The sequence below is a fragment of the Archangium gephyra genome, assembly GCF_042230915.1.
Taxonomy (GTDB): domain Bacteria; phylum Myxococcota; class Myxococcia; order Myxococcales; family Myxococcaceae; genus Archangium; species Archangium gephyra_B.
In genome coordinates this window covers 6,957,439-6,974,725 of the sequence record NZ_CP102578.1, presented here as the reverse complement: position 1 = coordinate 6,974,725, position 17,287 = coordinate 6,957,439, and the positions used below count along the sequence as shown (strand labels likewise).

Below are 17,287 nucleotides of genomic sequence, written 5' to 3'. Positions count from 1 at the left end.
TGTGCCCCCGGGCGCCGCACCCCCCTGTCTTCGAGCGGGCTCGACGCAGGGTCCGGGGGTTGGCGCCAGAACAGGCGCAGGCCGTGCTCCTCGTGCCTCCGGGGGGCGGCCGTTGCCTCGCCCGAGGGGCATGCTCAATCGCCCAGCGCGGCGATGCACGCCTCGCGCACACGCCAGATCCGCTCCGCGTCCAACCCCCGCCGGGCAGCCCAGGCCCGGATGTCCACGAACCTCCGCAACCCGAGCGCGAGGAAGCCCTGGGCCAGGGGTTCATGCTCCGAGAGCGGGAAGTCGGGGAGCGTGTGCAGGGGCATGAGAGACGTCCGCATGGCCTCCAGGATACATCGTCACATTGAGACGCCCATGGCCACGGCGATCTTGCGCAGATCCTCCAGGCTGATCTCGAAGTGGCCGCGCCGGGCCAGCATGCCCCAATTGGAATTGTTCCGGATGAAGTCGAGGCCCTGGCCGAGCCCCACCAGCGGCACCTCCCGCGCGGCGCGCTCGAACCGCACCTCCCGGCGATAGGGGACGAAGCCGCCCCCCATGTCGAAGGGCACCGTGCGCTCCCCGTGGACACGGCCCAGCGCCGTGAAGGCCCGGAGCGGCTCGCCCCCGTGCATGTCCGTCTTCGGCGAGTAGTACACGAGCCAGTCCCCCACGCCCATCCGCTCCAGCGGCAGGCGCTTGCCGTGGCACATCTGCGCGAACCCGCCCTCCACCCCCCGCAGCACATGCGACCGCGAGACGACTCCCACCCAGGCGCGCGTCATGAGCGCTGCTCCGCGTGCCGCACCCAGGCCCGGGTCTGGGCTTCGGCCTTCTCGATGGACGGGCGTGGAAACGACGGTCTCAGGGACGTGGCGGCGCATGGGGGGCTCCTTGGATGCCGGCGGCGTGCCGACGGAAGCCACCCTCTCATGGGCTCCTGCCAATTTCTGTCAGGAGCCGCTCATCCGGGTTGGGGCTCGGGGATGGACTCCCGCGAGCGCCACTCGCGCAGCAGCGTGGCGCGAGGGCGGCCGATGCGCTCGGAGAGAGGGGTCCACGAGGTGATGCGGTCGGTGCGGAAGTTGCGGAAGTCCTGCCGCGTCTCACACCAGGAGATGACGACGCGGGCCCGCTCGAAGAAGGCGAGGCCCAGGGGCCAGATGGTGCGGGTGCTCCGGGCGCCGTGCGGATCGGCGTAGTGGATGAGCGCCTTGTGGTGCTCGCGGATGGAGCGGCGGACGAGGGCGAGGTTCACTCCATCCGGAGGGCGTTGCCGCGCGGGGCCCGCCAGCAGCGACACGTCGTCCACGAGGGAGCGCAAGTCCCTGGGCAACACGGCGCGCAGCTTGGCGACCACGTCCACGCAGGCCCGGCCGAGCCCTTCATCCCCGTGCTCGGTGGCCAGCCGCAGGCCGAGCACCATCGCCTCGAGCTCCTCGTCGGAGAACATCAGCGGCGGCAGCAGGAAGCCGGGGCGGAGCAGGTAACCCACGCCGGCCTCGCCTTCGATGGAGGCCCCCTGGCCGCGAAGCGTCTGCACGTCACGGTAGATGGAGCGCACCGACACGCCGAGCTCCTCGGCCAGGGACTCGGCGCTGACGGGTTGGCGGTAGCGGCGCAGCACCTGCATCAGCCGCAGGAGCCTCTCGGAGCGGGACATGCCCCCATGCTGACAGAGTGTGGACCAAGGCACACCGCGCGTCTGTCTGGTGTATGAAGGGGTCCGCGCCAACGGCCCATGGTCTGGCGCCAGCTTCTTCCACCCCCGAGACACCATGCTCACGCTTCGCACCCTGCTCCTGCTGCCCGTGCTTGCCCTGCTGTGCGGCTGCAACCTCCTCGCGCCCAAGTTCGCCCGCTGGACCCAGAACGTGGACCTCAAGAAGGAGCGCGGCATCCACCTGGAGTACCGCTACGTGCCCGAGGGGCTCTACTCGAAGGTCTTCCGCATCCCCTTCAGCGACTACCTCAAGGAGATGTCCAACGGGCAGCTCCAGGTGGATGCCATCAACACCTATACGGTGGGCAACTACAAGCCGTCGCCCACCTGCAAGACCAAGCTCGATTACTCCAACTTCCTCGATCCGGAGTGCCGCTTCGTCAATGCCTGGTTCGGGGTGTACCTGATCTTCGACGACGCCGATGGCCGCGGTCGTGACTTCATGCTCAAGGACGCCAAGGCGGATCCGGCCAACCCGGACAACTTCCGCCCCGACTCCATCCGCCAGGTGCCGGAGCTGGATCAGAAGCTGATTGTCTATTCCACGCACGAAGGTCAGAAGAACTATGGCTGGGACGAGTTCCAGAAGGACTTCCGCTTCGTCGAGGTGAGTGCGCCGAAGCTGGAGCAGGTGACGGATGCCCAGGGGCGTGTCTGGCTCAAGCAGACGGGCGCCTACGAGACCCTGGCCGCGCTGACGGACACGAAGAAGACGAAGATGGAGATGTTCAGCTCGATCCGGGCCTACACCGGGCTGCCGACGGAGGACGTCTACCGCCAGGTGGACCCGTGGTACCCCATGGTCATCAAGGGCTCGGTGCTGGCGCGCTACTTCGACTGCCCGCGCAGCCGCTTCTGGGCGCTGGCCTACTACAACGGCAGCGCCTTCACCCGGAAGGATGGCACCCAGGTGGACACCTACGCCAACCCCGAGCTGGTGGCGGAGTACGAGCGGGCCTTCCAGCAGCTCGAGCTGGCCTGCGCGCGGTAGGCGCACGCCCGCTCCTCGTGGAGGCGCGGGCGCTGAAGTGGCAACTGGAGAGCGGAGACCACGCCCTTCGAGGCAGATTGTTCTTCCCACCCGTCGTGGGAAAACCTTACGTCCTTCCTGTGAACCACCGGAGGCGACGGGCTCCTGCTCATCGCGGCGATGTCATGAAAATCGTCTGCCTCGGCGCTGGCCCAGCGGGTCTGTATTTCTCAATCCTGGCGAAGCTGTCCAACCGCAACCACGATGTCACCGTCATCGAGCGCAATGCCGCCGGCGTGACGTTCGGCTGGGGCGTCGTGTTCTGGGAGGAGCTGCTCGACGACCTCTACCGGAACGACCCCGTGAGCGCGCGGGCCCTCGCGGAGGCCGCGGCCCGCTGGGATACGCAGGAGGTCCACATCCACGGCCGCAGGACGACCCATGTTGGTGGATATGGGTTCAGCCTGGGCCGGGAGCGCCTGCTCGACATCCTGACCCGGCGGGCGAGCAGCCTCGGGATCGAGCTCCGGTTCCAGCAAGAGGTGGAGGACCTGTCCGCATTCGCCGACGCGGATTTGATCGTCGCCAGTGATGGCGCCAACAGCCGGGCGCGTCAGCTCCAGGGCGACGCCTTCCAGACCCAGATCGAGCTGGGGAGGAACAAGTACATCTGGCTCGGCACCCACAAGGTGTTCGACACCTTCACCTTCGCCTTCGAGCAGACCCCCGCCGGGTGGATCTGGTTCCATGCCTATCGCTTCAACGAGGACACCAGCACCTGCATCATCGAGTGCCCGCCGGAGACCTGGAAGGGGCTGGGCTTCGACACGCTCGATTCAGATGCGACCCTCCGGCGCCTGGAGGCCATCTTCAAGCGCCAGCTGGATGGCCAACAGCTGATCAACCAGACGCGCGGGCGGTGCCAGGCGCAGTGGCTCCACTTCAGGCGCATCACCAACGAGCGCTGGCGCCACGGCAAGCTCGTGCTCATGGGGGACGCCGCTCACACCACCCACTTCTCCATCGGCTCGGGGACGAAGCTGGCCATGCAGGATGCCATCGGGCTCGCCAGCAAGTTGCGCGAGCACGCGGACCTCCCCACCGCGCTCGCGGCGTATGAGGAGCAGCGGCGCCTCGACATCCTCCCGCTGCAGACGGCCGCGCGCCGGAGCACCGAATGGTTCGAGAACGTTCCGCACCACGTCGAGCAACTGGGGCCGCGCTTCGCCTACGCGCTGTTGAATCGCCGCAGCAGCCCGACGCGGTGGCATTACCTGCTCCACCTGGCCAACCAGGATGAGATGTTGAGGAGCGCGTTGCGCTGGCTCCATTTCGCCCGGGGGAAGGTGCGTTCCCGCCGGCGGCAGTGCAGTGTGGCGGCCTGAGGCGCGGCTGCTACGGCTCAGGGGATGGACACCTGGATCGGCGTGGTCTGGTAGAACGCGGTGCCGCTGCCGACCTGGCCGTAGCCGTTGTATCCCCAGCCCCACACGGTGCCGTCCGCCTTCAACCCGAGCGAGAAGCCGTTGCCGCCGGCCAGGAGGATGGAGCCGTTGTGGGCGGCCACCAGCCCGGGGGTGGTGCGGTTGACCCGGGTGCCATCGCCGAGCTGGCCCTCCTGGTTGCTGCCCCAGACGGAGACGCCGCCGTCCAGGTTCATCGCCATCATGTGGGAGTTGCCCGCGGCGAGGACGGCGATGTTGGAGAGCGAGGGCACCTGCCCGGGGGAGGGGCGGGAGTAGACGGTGCTGCCATCGCCGAGCAGGCCCGCGCCATTGGTGCCCGACATCCAGACGGTGCCATCGCGCTTCAACACCGCGGTGAAGCCATTGCCGCCGCTCACCGAGCTGGCCTCGGTGAGTGTCCCCACCCGCGTGGGAGTGGTGCGGGAGAGGGTGGAGCCATCGCCGATCTGTCCGCTCCCGTTGTCGCCCCAGGCCCAGGCGGTGCCATCCAGCTTCACCACCACGGAGTGGAAGGGCGCCGCGTGGATGGCCGACACGGTGTTGCCAACGGCCGTCACCTGGAAGGGCGTGGGGCGCCGGGTGGTGGAGCCATCGCCGAGCTGGCCCATGCCGTTGTAGCCCCAGGCCCAGAGGGTGCCGTCCAGCTTCAGCGCGAGCGTGTGGTAGGTGCCCGCGGAGATGGCGACGACGTTGGTGAGGCCAGGCACCTGCATGGGCGTGGCTCGGGAGAGCGTGGTGCCATCTCCGAGCTGGCCATCGCCGTTGAAGCCCCAGGTCCAGACGGTGCCGTCCATCCGCAACGCCACCGTGTGGAAGCCGCCCGTGTCGATGTCGATCATTCCATGCACGTTGGGGATGAGGGCGGGGGCGGTGGAGGTGCCCTCGCCGAGCTGGCCTTGGTTATTGGAACCCCAGCCTCGGAGGCTGCCATCCTTCTCGAGTGCCACCGAGTGCTCCCAACCGGCGGAGACCTCGAGGACGTCATTGAACGCCGCGCGCACGGGGAGGGCGCTGCTGACGCGGGTGCCATTGCCGAGCTGTCCCTCGTTGTTGGAGCCCCAGGCCCAGACGCTGCCATCCGACTTCAGCGCCACCGAGTGGTAGTAGCCCGCGTCCAGGGCGATGACGCCCGTGACTCCCGAGGCCTGCACGGGGCTGGACTGGGTGAACAGCGTCGAGCCATTGCCGAGCTGGCCATAGCCATTGAAGCCCCAACCCCAGACGGTGCCATCCGACTTCAGCGCCAGCGTGTGCTCGTTGGCCGCGGAGAGGGCGGTGACGTTGGTGAGGGTGGGGAGCAGCGTGGGGACGCTGCGGGAGAGGGTATTGCCGGTGCCGAGCTGGCCGTAGGAGTTGTAACCCCAAGCCCAGACCGAGCCCTGCTTGAGGCCCACGGTGTGATAGCCGCCCGCGGCGAGCGAGGTGAAGCCGCTGAGGCCGCTGAGCAGGGTGGGAACGAGGCGGTTGTTGTTGGTGGTGCCGTCACCGAGCTGGCCGTAGTAGTTGTTGCCCCAGCCGTAGAAGTTGCCGTCCTGCTTGCGCACCACCACGTGGTAGTAGCCCGAGACGAGCAGGTTGACGCCGGTGAGGCCGGGCACCGGCACGGGCACGTTGCTGCGGGTGGTGGAGTTGTTGCCGAGCTGGCCGCCCGCGTTGTCGCCCCAGGCGTAGACGGTGCCATCCGCCTTCAACGCCAGCGTGTGATAGGCGCCCGCGGCGATGGCGATGACGTTGGTGAGGCCAGGCACCTGCGTGGGGAAGGGACGATCCGTATAGGTCCCGTTGCCGAGCTGGCCCATGCCGTTGTAGCCCCAGGTCCACACGGTGCCATCCATGCGCAGCAGCACGGTGTGATAGACGCCCGCGTCGATCGCCTTGATCTGCGTGGGGCTGAAGGCCCGCACCGGGCTGGTGCGCTGGAGGTTCGTGCCATCCCCGAGGCTGCCGAAGGCGTTGTGGCCCCAGGCCGCGACGGTGCCGTCATCCTTCAGCCGCACCGTGTGCAGGCCCGCGGCGATGGCGGGGCAGGCCTGGGAGACCAGCCGGGTGACCGTTTGGGTGTTCTCCATGCACAGGGTGCGGTTGCCCAGCTCGTCGGTGATGATCGGATAGGCCCTCGCCTCGAACGTGTGCAGGCCACAGGAGAGCGTCGAGGAGCTGAAGCTCCAGGTGCCGGTGGCCCCGGCCAGATCTCCGGCGCTGCGCAGGCTGCCATCCACGTAGTAGTCGAAGTGGGCCGCGGTGCCGGGCGCGCTCACCGTCCAGTCTCCGGTGATCCCCATGTAGCCCCGGGAGGACTGGATGTTCGCGATGCCCAGCGACGCGACCTTCGCGTCCGCGCACAGCGCGGCCCGATGGGCTCCCAGCTGCTCCGGCTCCAGGGGAGCCTCGCCCTCCAGAGGTGCTCCACAGGCCAGCAACACCACTCCGCACAACAGGGCTCGCAGTGGCGCGAGCGTCAGGACGGGCTTCATCGGGACTCCCCCGGGATACGTTTTGAAGTCCAATATACAATAAAAATCCGGACTGAGCGTAAAATCGGAATTCAAGGTGAGCCAGGAAGAAGTGGGCGGGCGGCTTCTGGGAGTGCCAGGCGACGGGTTCGATTCCCGCCGCCTCCACTTTTTTATGCCGTGCTTACGGGTGGTTAGCAGCTCCCTCCATCCGTGTTGCACGTATGTCGCACGCGGGCGCAGAGGGCCGGTCGAGAACCCCGACCGCCTCTCTGCGCGTGTCCGGGCTCAGGTGGGGAACCCTTGCGTCGTGCGCTACGTGGGGTCGGACTTCTGGCCAGACCCTGCGGGTCATCCTTACATCGTCATGGAGTATGTGCCGGGCGATACGCTTTGGGCGTTTGCTTACAAGCAAAACCCATCGGCGCGGGAGGCGACGCGGATCATCCTGGACGCGGCATTGACGCTCGGCGAAGTACACGCGGCGGGTGTGTTTCATCGTGACGTGAAGCCCGATAACATCCTCATTCCGGGAGTGCGCGAGCGCCCGATCTTGATCGATTTCGGGATTGGTTCGCTTGCCAGCGCCCCGACTGTCACTGGCTCGCAGCTCCCGCCCGGGACAGAGGAGTTCCGCTCCCCCGAGCAGATACGCTTTCAGCGCGCCAACCCGGACGGCGCGGGTCAGTACGAGTACGGGCCGACCGACGAGATGTGGGCGGTGGGTGTCAGTTATTACTGGCTACTGACGGATGTTTTGCCCTTTGGCGAGCGCACGGATGAAGGGGGGCTGGATGGGTTGCGCGAGCGCATCTTGACTCAGCGGCCGGTTGCACCGCACGTCGTCAATCCGCGCGTTCCGCTGGCTGCCTCTGTGCTGTGCATGAGGATGCTTGCTGCGCGGCCCGAGGATCGCTTCCCTCTTGTTGCGCTGCTGTGCGCGGCGATGCGTGAGTCCCTGTCCGACGCCGAGCACGACGCCACCTGGGATCCGCCGCTGGTGGATCCGCTCGATCCGCAGACGACAACGACCATCGCGGACCCGGAGCGGCAAGAGCCGAACGATCAGCGGCGCATGTTTCTAAAGCTGGCGAAGCGGCGCCCCCGACGCGGGCAGCCGTTGCCGGACGGCGCACCTGTCCTTCCCCCTGTGCCCGCTCAGGTGGGAGCGCCACGGGCCCTCGCCGCAGCGGCAGAGCAGGAGGAGCCCCCCAAGGTGGACGCCCCGGGCGTGGGCGCGGCTCATGGGGAGCACGAGCCGCCCGTTAACGGCGCCCCGGTGCCGCCAGCTCGCGAACTCGAGCCTGCCGCCGCTCCCCAACCCCGTCGCGCCGCGTGGCGCCTGGGGCTCGCTGGGGCCGTGCTGCTGGTGGCCGTCGTTGTCCTGTCCGTGGGCGCGAACCTGGGGGACCTGGCTCTTCGGGCCGCACCAGCGAGGCCCGGCCCGAGCTGCCGCTACCGTCAACGTCTCCCGCCCCCGGCTCAACCGATGCAGGCGTGCGCGGTCGTGAAGTGGTGCTTGCGGCAAAGCCGCTGGAATCTCTCCCAGGAGGAGACGCGGCACCCGTTGGGGCTCAGCTTCCCGCGTCTACCGCTAACGCCATGCTTCGCACGTCCGCTCAATCGCCTAAGAACGAAACTCCCAAAACGCAGCCGCAAAGCTCGGGGCTCCGCTTCCCGGTGAAAACCGTCGTTGCAGCCGTCACAGCTTGCTCGCTACTCGACGGGGGATGCACCGCGCCCGCTTCCCAGGTGAGCCCCGAGCCCCCCGCGATTACGTGCCCCCAGGGATGGCAGCAGACCCACGAGCGGTTCGGCATTGGCTGGAGCGGCTATGCCACGGTGAAAGGGTACAAGGGGGAGCCCGGAGAGTTGGCCAGGGTGAAGGATGGTCCCGCTACCCTCCAAGTAGGTGGCCAGACTTTAATTGGGCTATTGCCTGACGGCACCCTGTTTCTGGGAAAGTGGCAGCTTGGGGACGACCGCCTTTTCGGCACCTTCACCGAGGCGAAGATTCCAGGCGTGGGGAGTCTCCCCATGTGTTTGGTTGTTGGCCTGGAAGCCCAAGCGCCCTATCTGGACGAGCGCGGCAAGGAAGTCCTTTGCCCCCCCGGCTTGGGCCAATGCCTTACTACCGGAAGCAAGCCCGGCAACGCCAAGACACCCTCGCGCATTGCTCTTGTTCGGCCCTCTGGGCAGCTTTGATTATTGCCGTGCTCTTTGGAGGTTGAGTTTCCGTGCCGCCTTCGTCTCCTGGTGCCCTCCTGGTGATTGCCCTTCTCACTGGCGCCGCGCAAGCCGCAGAGCCACCCCCCGTCTCTCGCTGCGCCGCGACGGCGCGATTTGACTTGGCGGCGGGCTTCCCGGAGGGGGCACCGGACGTGTGCGCGAGCGCGGACGAGCCGACGACCTTCGTCTTTGACTCCCGCGTCGCGGCGGGGACGGTGGAGTTTCAACCGGGGGCCGCCTTGCAGATTGGGCACTAGGGCAAGAGGGGCTGAGTCTCCACGTCATTCCCAAGGCGGATTATCTGCCAGGGGAGCGGATAAAGGTGACGGTGCGCTTCGCGGATGGCGCAGCACCGGCGAGCGCGAGCTTTTGGCTCGTGGGCCATGCGGCAAAGGGGACGCGCCGGGTGGAGGTGTTCCGGCAGCCCCGTCCGCCAGAGGTGCTCAAGAAAGAGCGTGACGAGGCACAGGCCGAAGCGCGCCAGTGCCAGGAGGACAAGGCGCGGCTTCTGGCCGAACGAGAGGGGCCGGGCGGGCTCATGGGGGCCGCATGGATGGAGCGAGCTGGGAGCCTCGTGTCTGGGGACGTTAGCGGGCAGTTGAAGCGCTATCCGGCAGACGCGCTCAGGTGGGATGAAGCCCGGAGCTACAGCTACACGCGCAAGGGTGAGTCCCAACCGGCAAGCGTGGTAGTGCGGCTGCGCCTCGTAAACCCCGGCGCTGAGCCCTGGACGCTGGCAGGGGCGGCGCTTGTGGACTCGATGGGGGAAGAGGTGGAGCTTGCCCGGTGGCAAGAGGCGCCCATTCCCGCAGGGCCGATAGGGGGCTTTGTCGTGGTCGGCACCGAGAGGGTACCGGAGCAGCTCGGCTGCCCCTGTACCCTCAAGCTGTGGGAGTCAGGCGGGCCGCGCACTGTCACCATTGGGAACGTCACGTTCCCGGTGATCCAGAAGGCGGCGCCCTGAGCACGGCCACTGTGAGCAGTGCCGAGCCTCACGGGGCCGAGCGCCCGTCAATCTCCGGGAATCGCTCGTAGGTGCGTTTAAGCGCGTCCAGGCGGGCGGGATGGCCCACAGGGCGCTAGTGGACTGTAAACGAAGTCGTTGGACATAGTCCGTGGCCCGATAGGTGTCCCTCCCACTCAGATGGGGAAGAGGGCGCATGCACACGACTATGTCCAAGAACTTCGTGGACACTCCACTAGCCGTGCCAGTGGGCGTGTGCTCGCGGACGGTGCCGGGGTTACAAAACAGGCGCGCCGTGAGAATCTCAAGTGATTTCGAGCACTTGCAAAAGCGAGGAGAGCCTCAATTGTTCGACATCACTCTGCACGGAATGTGAGCCTTCCCCGCGTGAGAAATACGCACGCCATGCGCACCCGTACTTCCCATGCGAAGACCTGGGGGAGTACAGTCACACACCATGGCTCGCGTATTTATTGACACGAACATCTACTTGGAATTTTTCAAAACTAGCGATCCCTCGCTACTCAAGCACGCAAAGGCCATCTCTCACGAAATAAGCGGTGAGGTGTTTGTTTCGCAACAGATGGTCGATGAGGTCGAGAGAAACAAAATGGCAGTCGCATCTCGATTTCTGGAGGAGCAACTCAAGCGGCTTGACCTCCCAAAGGTTTTTCTTCCGGTTTTTCCAGACAATATAAATCAGAAAATAGAGGCGCTCTCAAAGGAGGCATCCAAAATCCGCCAGGAAGGCAATGCCTTGGTTCACGATTATCTGTCCAAGTTAGCTCAGAGCAGCGACGAAACATCTACAATTCTCGCATCACTCTTCTCGGGCGCAAAAAAGCCAAATGAGGATGAACTCAAACGTGCTCGCGACAGGAGGGAGCGTGGAAACCCTCCAGGTAAGAGAGAGGATCCTCTTGGTGACCAAATATCCTGGGAGCAATTTCTGGGACAAGCAAAAGAGAGCCCTATATGGATTGTTACCAAGGATTTGGACTACCTCTTCAAGTTTGAGGGGCGGGTGCAAATCAACTCCTACCTGCGGCAAGAGTTGATTGCGGCTCGGCCCGGCGTCGACATACGAGTGTTTGAGAGCATATCGGCATTTCTGAAGGATTTCGAACTACAGAAAAGAAAGGAAACATCCGAGACCACTCCCTCAATAATCACCCCGGAAGACAGCGTTCAGGCGGAATTGGTTGAACAAATTATAGATGAGATTGCTTCCGACGACTGGGATGACGACCGCACCGTATGCGAAAACTGTGATCCAGGCGAAGACCGCATGGTGGCGCTTGTCGATTACACCCACAAGCAGATCCCACCGAGCCCAGACAATCCCGACTCTCTTTACGACGAGGGAACCTGCAGTTGGTGTAACGGAATTACCATTCGGTGTCGAAGTTGCGGTGCAGACACACCTGTCGCCGAATATCAATACGGCGAAACCATCGAATGCAATGGTGCGTGTGGCTTTGCTTTCGTAATCGAAAGCAGCAGCGATGGAGATGGCATATACTCGACCAGTATCGAGGTGGTAACGCCACCTTCAGAGTGATGCGTATAAGAGGGTTTGAACTGGAGCAGGCAGGCCCAAGAAGTAGGGCCCTCAAGCGGCCGAGCATGCACCAGATGCTGTACCGGAGGTTGACCTGGCCCACCAGTTCCCAGGGCCAGTTCAACACCTCGAATTCATCGGATTCTTTGACACCTTCTCGGGCTTGCTGCGCTTTCTCCAGGATTTTTGTTGAGACTCCTTGTGAGATTTTGTCAGAGTGGATCACCGCTACACTGCTACACGGAGGGGAAATGTCCGAGAAGGCGAAGCCAACGGTCGTGCTAGCAATCAAAGTCCGGAAGAAGGATGCTCGCTATGATCTGCTCGACGTCGCGGTGAATGGAGCGTTGATCGTGAACCCGAGCCCTCGGTCCGGAGACCTATTGGTCCCCGTGCCGCCGGAACTCGTGTCGCGAGATATGGATGTGCATGTGCGGCTGAAGTCGGCGAAGGGGTCGATCCAAGCGGCGACGCTCCTGTGGTCCTCGTATTTCCAGGATGACCCCACCACTGCCGACGATGAGCGGTGGGTGCGCGTCGGCAATCCGCAAGCAGGCGACGGGGTGCTGCTCTTCGAGAAGACCATCGACCCGTACGGCCAGAAGGACGGTGGTACGTGAGCGCCCGCCGCGCCATCTGGGTCCTGCTCCTTCCCTCATTGGCATTTGGACAGGAGACTCCAGACACACCGACGCCCGGCCAGATACCAGACGTGTTCGCCGATTCGGTTCAGCAGGCATCTCCAAGCGTCAAGGCTGCTCCCTTGGCTGTGGGTGACCCTACCACGAGCATCCCACGCGTGGGGGCCTTCCCGGAGGCCCAGCCGCTGACCGGAGACTTACTGACGGGGAGCTTCCAGGTGAGCTCCACCGCCACTGGAGTCACCGCGAGCTTGGCGCCGTTCGTGCTCGCGCAAACACCTTCGTTCTTCCTCCTCGACTCCGCGCGCATCGAGCTGCGCTCCGGGGGTGCACTCAACCCCTGGGGAGCGACACTGTCGACGGGCTATAGCAGTGCTGCGCAAGCGTTGCATCCGACGAGCAAGCAGACGCAGGAGATCTGGGAGCGAGTCAGTCAGAGCTGCCTGCCAATGACGGGCGAGCAGGAAGAAGTCATCCGCTCACTCACGGAGCAACTCAATTCCACGATCGAGCAGCCAGTGGCTCGGGACCCCAAGGACTCATTGAACTTCTTCGCCGGAAAGGTGCTCACCGCGTGGAAGAATCTGCCATCAACGAGTCGTCGAGAGCCCGTCATCGCGAGCCAACTCAAAGCCGCCCAGAAGGCGTACGTGGAGGGCGTCGGAAATTGCGCCGCCAAGATCTTCGATGCCGAGCGCGTCAAGGAGGCCTTCAATAACGGGTTCTCCGTGCTGGGAAAGGTCGGCTTCGACTGGTTCCCCTATGTCAGCGGTCCAGCGTTGCCGGATGCAAACAACGAGTTGCAAAAGCCGACGCCACATGCGTACCAGGGGCATTTCGTGGGGCTGGATGCTGGCTACTTTCCAACGTCGAATTTCGCGATCTGGGTCTCGGTCGCCTTCGCGGACACGAGGGCGAAGGTCACCGACGCGCAGCGCCGGGGCCGGTTGAGCGAGGGCGTGACCTTTGGTTGGAAGGTGCCGATCTCCAGTCTGACCTCCGCCGGGTTTCAGCCAGCGCTCGGAGTAGGCGGGTTCATTCGTGGGACGCAGTGCCAATCCGATCAAGGCTGTCCGCAGACATTCGCGAACTACAAAGACCCACTCGCCATCAAGTCGGGTCTCAGTTACGGCGGCTACCTTGAACTGCGGGCGTCGTCGACAGTGCAAGTCCAACTCGCACTTCCGGTGGACACCTACGATCTTGCCTCTGCTATCGGGGGGAGTGATGGAACCACCACCGTCAAACAAATTATTCCCACGCTCTCGGTCACAGTGACGAGTTGGTCCCTCTGAGCCTCCTGTCGTGAGAGGCCCCAAAGGGCCGCAAGGGTGTCAAATAACTCCTCCGGTTCTTTGACACCTTCTCAGCTGCCGGTGGCCACGCCCCGTCCGGTGCCAGCGAGCGTGGAGAAGTGGTGCGCTGAGGACGCGCGTGCTGCACCACAACGAGTTCTTTGACACCTTCTCCGGGTCCAAGCAGCATACGCGCTGGCGCTGACGGGGCTTTTTGTGCAAGCTCCTGCACCTGCCATCGAGAGCATCATGGCATTTACGCAAGTCGACTTCGTCAATGTGCTGGTGCGCCTTGGGGTGCCCATGCTACCGTCCTTTCCAACCATTGCCTGCCCTGACGAGAGCATCAGGTTTGGAGCGCTTAACTCTCCGGGAACACTCGGGGTCGTATGCTGCGCTGGCCAGCGCGCTGTCTTGGTCGTAATCGAATCCCCGCATGAGCAGGAGTTCACCACAACTGGCGCCGGGGTATGGACGGCCGTGGGCCCCCTGCAAAGAAGGGACAACTTCCGCACGCACTTTCAGACACACATGGGGGCGCACGTCGCTTCGTTCGGTCCCGACGATTTGGTCGTTTTGATCAATGCAGTGCGGTACCAGTGTAGCCTGGGCCGTCCCTTAAACAATAACCCCACGAACAGACAGCAAAGGGACCGCATCTTTCGGGCGTGCTGGAGCAACGGCGCAGACCAGGACTTCATCGACCGCCTCTGTCGGTATTATTGTCCGGGAGATGTCATCGTCAACGCGTGCACGGACGATCTGAAGTGGCGCGTGGAGGATGCGATCATCAATGCCTTGCCGTCGCACCGCGTGGCGGTCGATTACCAACGCCCCAAACGCAAAACCAAAAGAAAATGCATGAGTGACGTGGGGACGTATCATCCAAGCATCTGGCGCGGAAAACCCAGCGAAGTGATGTGGAGATGAGGCAAGTGGTTCGGTGATGAGAACGAGGTAAGGGGGCGATTCTGCTGGGAGTTTCGCACCGCCCGGCGCGGGTTCGATTCCCGCCGTCTCCATGCAGTGCAACCCGTCGCGCCGAGCCGCTCAGTCCGGGGGCCTGCCCTTCTCCCCGGCTCCGTTCTCCCGCAACAGGGCTTCCGCCTGGGGCCGGTTGTCCTGCTCGAAGAGCGAGCGCAGCTCCGCCCGGGATTGCTGCGCCGTCTGGATGAGCTTCTCCTCGTCCTGTTTCACCGCGTACTGCTTCTGGAGCAGCTCCTCGTCGTAGGCGCGGAAGCGCTCCACGATCCGCCGGGCCCGCTCCTCGTCGAAGCCGAGCCCCTGGAGCACGTGGCTGGCCATCTCCAGGCTCGACAACAGCGTCTCCCGGTTGAGCACCTTCACGCCCTCGTCCAGCAGCCGGTAGGCGTGCGTGCGGTTGCGGGCCCGGGCATAGACGGGCAGCTCCGGGAAGTGGGCGCGCACGAGCTGCGCCGTGCGCACCGAGGCGTCCATATCGTCGATGGCCAGCACGAAGAGCTTCGCCTTGGCCGCTCCCGCGGCGCGCAGCAGATCCAGCCGCGAGGCGTCTCCGTAGTAGATCTTGTTGCCGTAGCGGCGCAGGAAGTCGACCTGCTCGGGGCTCACCTCCAGCGCGGTGAAGCCGATGTCCAGCATGTTGAGCACGCGCCCGACGATCTGCCCGTAGCGGCCGAACCCGGCGATGAGCACCGGCTGCTGCTCCGCGCCCTCCATGTGATCGTACTCCGCGGGGACTCTCCGCCGCAGCAGGCGCTCGACCACGCGGTCATGCAGCACCAGCAGGATCGGCGTGGCGGCCATGGACAGGGACACCACCACCGTGAGCAGCTCGGTGAGCCCGGAGTCCAGCACCCCGGCCTTGGCGGCAACCCCGAACAGCACGAAGCCGAACTCGCCGCCCTGGGCGAGCGCCAGCGCCATGATGCGCCGCCCCTGGAGCATCAGCCCCATGGGCCGCCCGAGCCAGAAGAGGACGCCGCCCTTGAGCGCCATCAGTCCCACCACGCACGCGGCGACGAGCAGCGGCTGCTGGGTGACGAGCTTCAGCTTCATGGACATGCCCACCGCGATGAAGAAGAGCCCGAGCAGCAGGCCCTTGAAGGGCTCGATGTCCGCCTCCAGCTCGTGGCGGTACTCGGAGTCCGCGAGCAGCACCCCCGCGAGGAACGTGCCGAGCGCCATGGAGATGCCGGCGAATTTCATCAGCAGCGCCACGCCCACCACCACCAGGAGCGTGGTGGCGGTGAAAAGCTCCTGCAACTGCGTGGAGGCGATGAGCCGGAAGACGGGGCGCACCAGGAAGCGGCCGCTCAGCACCACCGCGGTCAGCACGGCCGCCACCTTGAGCACGGACAGGAGGACGCCCTGGCCTCCGCCTTCCGTGGCCTTCTGTCCTTCGGAGATCAGGGGAATGAGCGCGAGCAGGGGGATGACGGCGAGATCCTGGAACAGGAGGATGGCGAAGCTCTCGCGGCCGTGGCGGGCGGTGAGTTGCTGGCGCTCGCCGAGCAACTGGAGGGCGATGGCCGTCGAGGACAGGGAGAGTCCGAGGCCGGCGATGAGGGCGGCCTCGAGGGACAGGCCGAGCACCAATCCCGCGCCCGTGAGCACCAGGCCGCTGAGCAGCACCTGCGCCAAGCCGAGCCCGAAGACGGAGCGCCGCAGCGCCCAGAGGCGGGCGGGTTGGAGCTCGAGGCCGACGATGAACAGGAACAGGACGACGCCGAACTCGGCGAATTCAAGGACGTGCTCGGGCTTCCCGATGAAGCCCAGCCCCGAGGGACCGATGATGGCGCCCGCGGCCAGGTAGCCGAGGATGGAGCCGAGCCCCAACCGCTTGAAGAGGGGGACCGCGATCACCGCCGCGATGAGGAAGACGGCGACTTCGTTGAGGATGCTCATCCGTGGGACTCCAGGGCCGCGACTTCCCAGGTCTAGGGGGCTCCACGGGCGATCGCAAGCGTGCGAAGGCATCTCCGCTTACGGAGCGATATTCCGCGCGCTGGTGGGCTGGGTGCCGGAGGGCTGATGGTTGAATGCAGCGGCCACATGACGCAGGCTGTCCGCCGCCCTCCCTTCGACAGGACCTGTCCGCGATGCTGCCCGTACTCCTGGCCGTGCTGCTCTCCCAGGCCCCGACCGCCCCCTCCCGCCAGCAGGGCGTTCCCATCGGCCAGGGCAAGACGCTGCCCACCGTGCGTCTCACCGCTCCCGCTGGCGGATGGACCGTGGACCGCATGCTGCTCGTCGAGGGCACCGTGAGCGACACCACCATCGATCCGGTGGTCCTCTCCATCAACGGCGACCGCTACCTGATGCGCACCTTCAGCGGGCGCTTCAAGCGCAAGTTCCCCGCCGCCAGTGGCAAGAACGTCGTCACCCTCATGGCCACCAACCAGGCCGGCACCGCGCGCGCCCAGGCCACCAGCTACGCGCAGATTCCTCCCGTGCCCCTCAAGGCCATCCTCACCAGCGACACCCAGGGCGTCTACACCGACCTCCACATCTACGAGCCCACCCAGGACAGTGTCTCCACCGCCAAGGCCGGCGAGGCCCCCTCGCTGGATTTGAAGAAGATGGCCCACGTCTACTGGGCCGACACCGAGAGCCCCAGCGGCGGCACCTTCTTCCTCAACGAGCAGGGCGGCTCCTTCGACGACCCCGCCTACGGGCCCTACCTCTACGTCCACCGCGCTCCCCCCAAGGGCCTCTATCTCATCGCCACCAACTACTGGCCCAGCGGCGACAAGGCCCACACCGTGGCCACCCTCAACGTCGTCCTCTACGAGGGCACTCCCCAGGAGCTGCGCCGCATGGTGCGCATCCCGCTCGCCACGCCCGGCACCACGCGCGTGCTCGCCTGGGTGAATGTGCTCGGCGATGGCAAGGCCGAGGTGTACGTGCCCTCGCAGGACCCCGCCCCCAAGGGCGCCTCGTGGCCTCGCAACCTGGACGAGGCCGTCAAGACGCTCACCACGGGCGGCGTGGACTCGGAAGGCTGAGGCACCCGGCT

At 65.4% G+C, this 17,287-nt stretch carries 15 protein-coding genes and 1 tRNA gene; 10 read left to right on the top strand and 6 right to left on the bottom strand.

Annotated features, from left to right (window positions below; genetic code table 11):
* Window positions 1-134: 134 nt before the first annotated feature.
* The 3 genes from NR798_RS27280 to NR798_RS27270 all read right to left on the bottom strand — a co-directional run bounded on the left by NR798_RS27280 (window position 135) and on the right by NR798_RS27270 (window position 1,651).
* The gene (locus NR798_RS27280) at window positions 135-329 is read right to left on the bottom strand and encodes a hypothetical protein (protein WP_375765430.1); all 195 of its coding nucleotides are present in this window, start codon (window positions 327-329) and stop codon (window positions 135-137) included.
* A gap of 18 nt (window positions 330-347) precedes the next feature.
* Entirely contained in the window at window positions 348-773 is a 426-nt protein-coding gene (locus NR798_RS27275) for an EVE domain-containing protein (RefSeq protein ID WP_375765429.1), read from the bottom strand.
* Window positions 774-952: 179 nt separating this feature from the next.
* Window positions 953-1,651: a helix-turn-helix transcriptional regulator gene (locus tag NR798_RS27270; RefSeq protein ID WP_375765428.1), complete on the bottom strand. Its 699-nt coding sequence runs from the start codon at window positions 1,649-1,651 to the stop codon at window positions 953-955.
* Between the two features lie 115 nt (window positions 1,652-1,766).
* Between NR798_RS27270 and NR798_RS27265 the strand changes: the two genes are divergently transcribed.
* Both NR798_RS27265 and NR798_RS27260 read left to right on the top strand, forming a co-directional pair.
* On the top strand, window positions 1,767-2,702 hold the full coding sequence (locus NR798_RS27265) for a hypothetical protein (RefSeq protein WP_375765427.1): 936 nt from the start codon (window positions 1,767-1,769) through the stop codon (window positions 2,700-2,702).
* A gap of 164 nt (window positions 2,703-2,866) precedes the next feature.
* On the top strand, window positions 2,867-4,066 hold the full coding sequence (locus NR798_RS27260) for an FAD-dependent monooxygenase (protein ID WP_375765426.1): 1,200 nt from the start codon (window positions 2,867-2,869) through the stop codon (window positions 4,064-4,066).
* Between the two features lie 17 nt (window positions 4,067-4,083).
* Here NR798_RS27260 and NR798_RS27255 read toward each other — a convergent pair whose 3' ends face one another.
* On the bottom strand, window positions 4,084-6,621 hold the full coding sequence (locus NR798_RS27255; RefSeq protein WP_375765425.1) for an RCC1 repeat-containing protein: 2,538 nt from the start codon (window positions 6,619-6,621) through the stop codon (window positions 4,084-4,086).
* A 289-nt stretch (window positions 6,622-6,910) separates the two neighbouring features.
* Between NR798_RS27255 and NR798_RS27250 the strand changes: the two genes are divergently transcribed.
* Both NR798_RS27250 and NR798_RS27245 read left to right on the top strand, forming a co-directional pair.
* Window positions 6,911-8,284: a hypothetical protein gene (locus NR798_RS27250; protein ID WP_375765424.1), complete on the top strand. Its 1,374-nt coding sequence runs from the start codon at window positions 6,911-6,913 to the stop codon at window positions 8,282-8,284.
* A gap of 813 nt (window positions 8,285-9,097) precedes the next feature.
* Window positions 9,098-9,793, top strand: a complete 696-nt coding sequence (locus tag NR798_RS27245) for a DUF2381 family protein (RefSeq protein ID WP_375773830.1) — start codon at window positions 9,098-9,100, stop codon at window positions 9,791-9,793.
* 28 nt (window positions 9,794-9,821) lie between these two features.
* On the opposite strand, the gene NR798_RS27240 is transcribed toward NR798_RS27245, so the two are convergent.
* The gene (locus tag NR798_RS27240; protein ID WP_375773829.1) at window positions 9,822-9,902 is read right to left on the bottom strand and encodes a DUF5953 family protein; all 81 of its coding nucleotides are present in this window, start codon (window positions 9,900-9,902) and stop codon (window positions 9,822-9,824) included.
* Window positions 9,903-10,250: 348 nt separating this feature from the next.
* Between NR798_RS27240 and NR798_RS27235 the strand changes: the two genes are divergently transcribed.
* The 5 genes from NR798_RS27235 (at window position 10,251) to NR798_RS27215 (ending at window position 14,312) form a co-directional block, all read left to right on the top strand.
* Complete coding sequence (locus NR798_RS27235; protein WP_375765423.1) at window positions 10,251-11,354, top strand: PIN domain-containing protein; 1,104 nt, start codon at window positions 10,251-10,253, stop codon at window positions 11,352-11,354.
* Between the two features lie 251 nt (window positions 11,355-11,605).
* The gene (locus NR798_RS27230; protein ID WP_375765422.1) at window positions 11,606-11,974 is read left to right on the top strand and encodes a hypothetical protein; all 369 of its coding nucleotides are present in this window, start codon (window positions 11,606-11,608) and stop codon (window positions 11,972-11,974) included.
* A 92-nt stretch (window positions 11,975-12,066) separates the two neighbouring features.
* A complete protein-coding gene (locus NR798_RS27225) occupies window positions 12,067-13,290 on the top strand; it encodes a hypothetical protein (protein ID WP_375765421.1) in 1,224 nt (407 codons plus the stop codon).
* A gap of 249 nt (window positions 13,291-13,539) precedes the next feature.
* Window positions 13,540-14,220: a hypothetical protein gene (locus NR798_RS27220; protein ID WP_375765420.1), complete on the top strand. Its 681-nt coding sequence runs from the start codon at window positions 13,540-13,542 to the stop codon at window positions 14,218-14,220.
* Window positions 14,213-14,312 (top strand) — tRNA-OTHER (locus tag NR798_RS27215). The genes NR798_RS27220 and NR798_RS27215 overlap by 8 nt, the downstream gene beginning before the upstream one ends.
* A gap of 28 nt (window positions 14,313-14,340) precedes the next feature.
* On the opposite strand, the gene NR798_RS27210 is transcribed toward NR798_RS27215, so the two are convergent.
* Window positions 14,341-16,176, bottom strand: coding sequence for a monovalent cation:proton antiporter-2 (CPA2) family protein (locus NR798_RS27210; protein ID WP_375765419.1), 1,836 nt, complete (start codon window positions 16,174-16,176; stop codon window positions 14,341-14,343).
* Between the two features lie 194 nt (window positions 16,177-16,370).
* Here NR798_RS27210 and NR798_RS27205 point away from each other — a divergent pair, with 194 nt between their 5' ends.
* Complete coding sequence (locus tag NR798_RS27205; RefSeq protein WP_375765418.1) at window positions 16,371-17,276, top strand: DUF2135 domain-containing protein; 906 nt, start codon at window positions 16,371-16,373, stop codon at window positions 17,274-17,276.
* Window positions 17,277-17,287 lie beyond the last annotated feature (11 nt).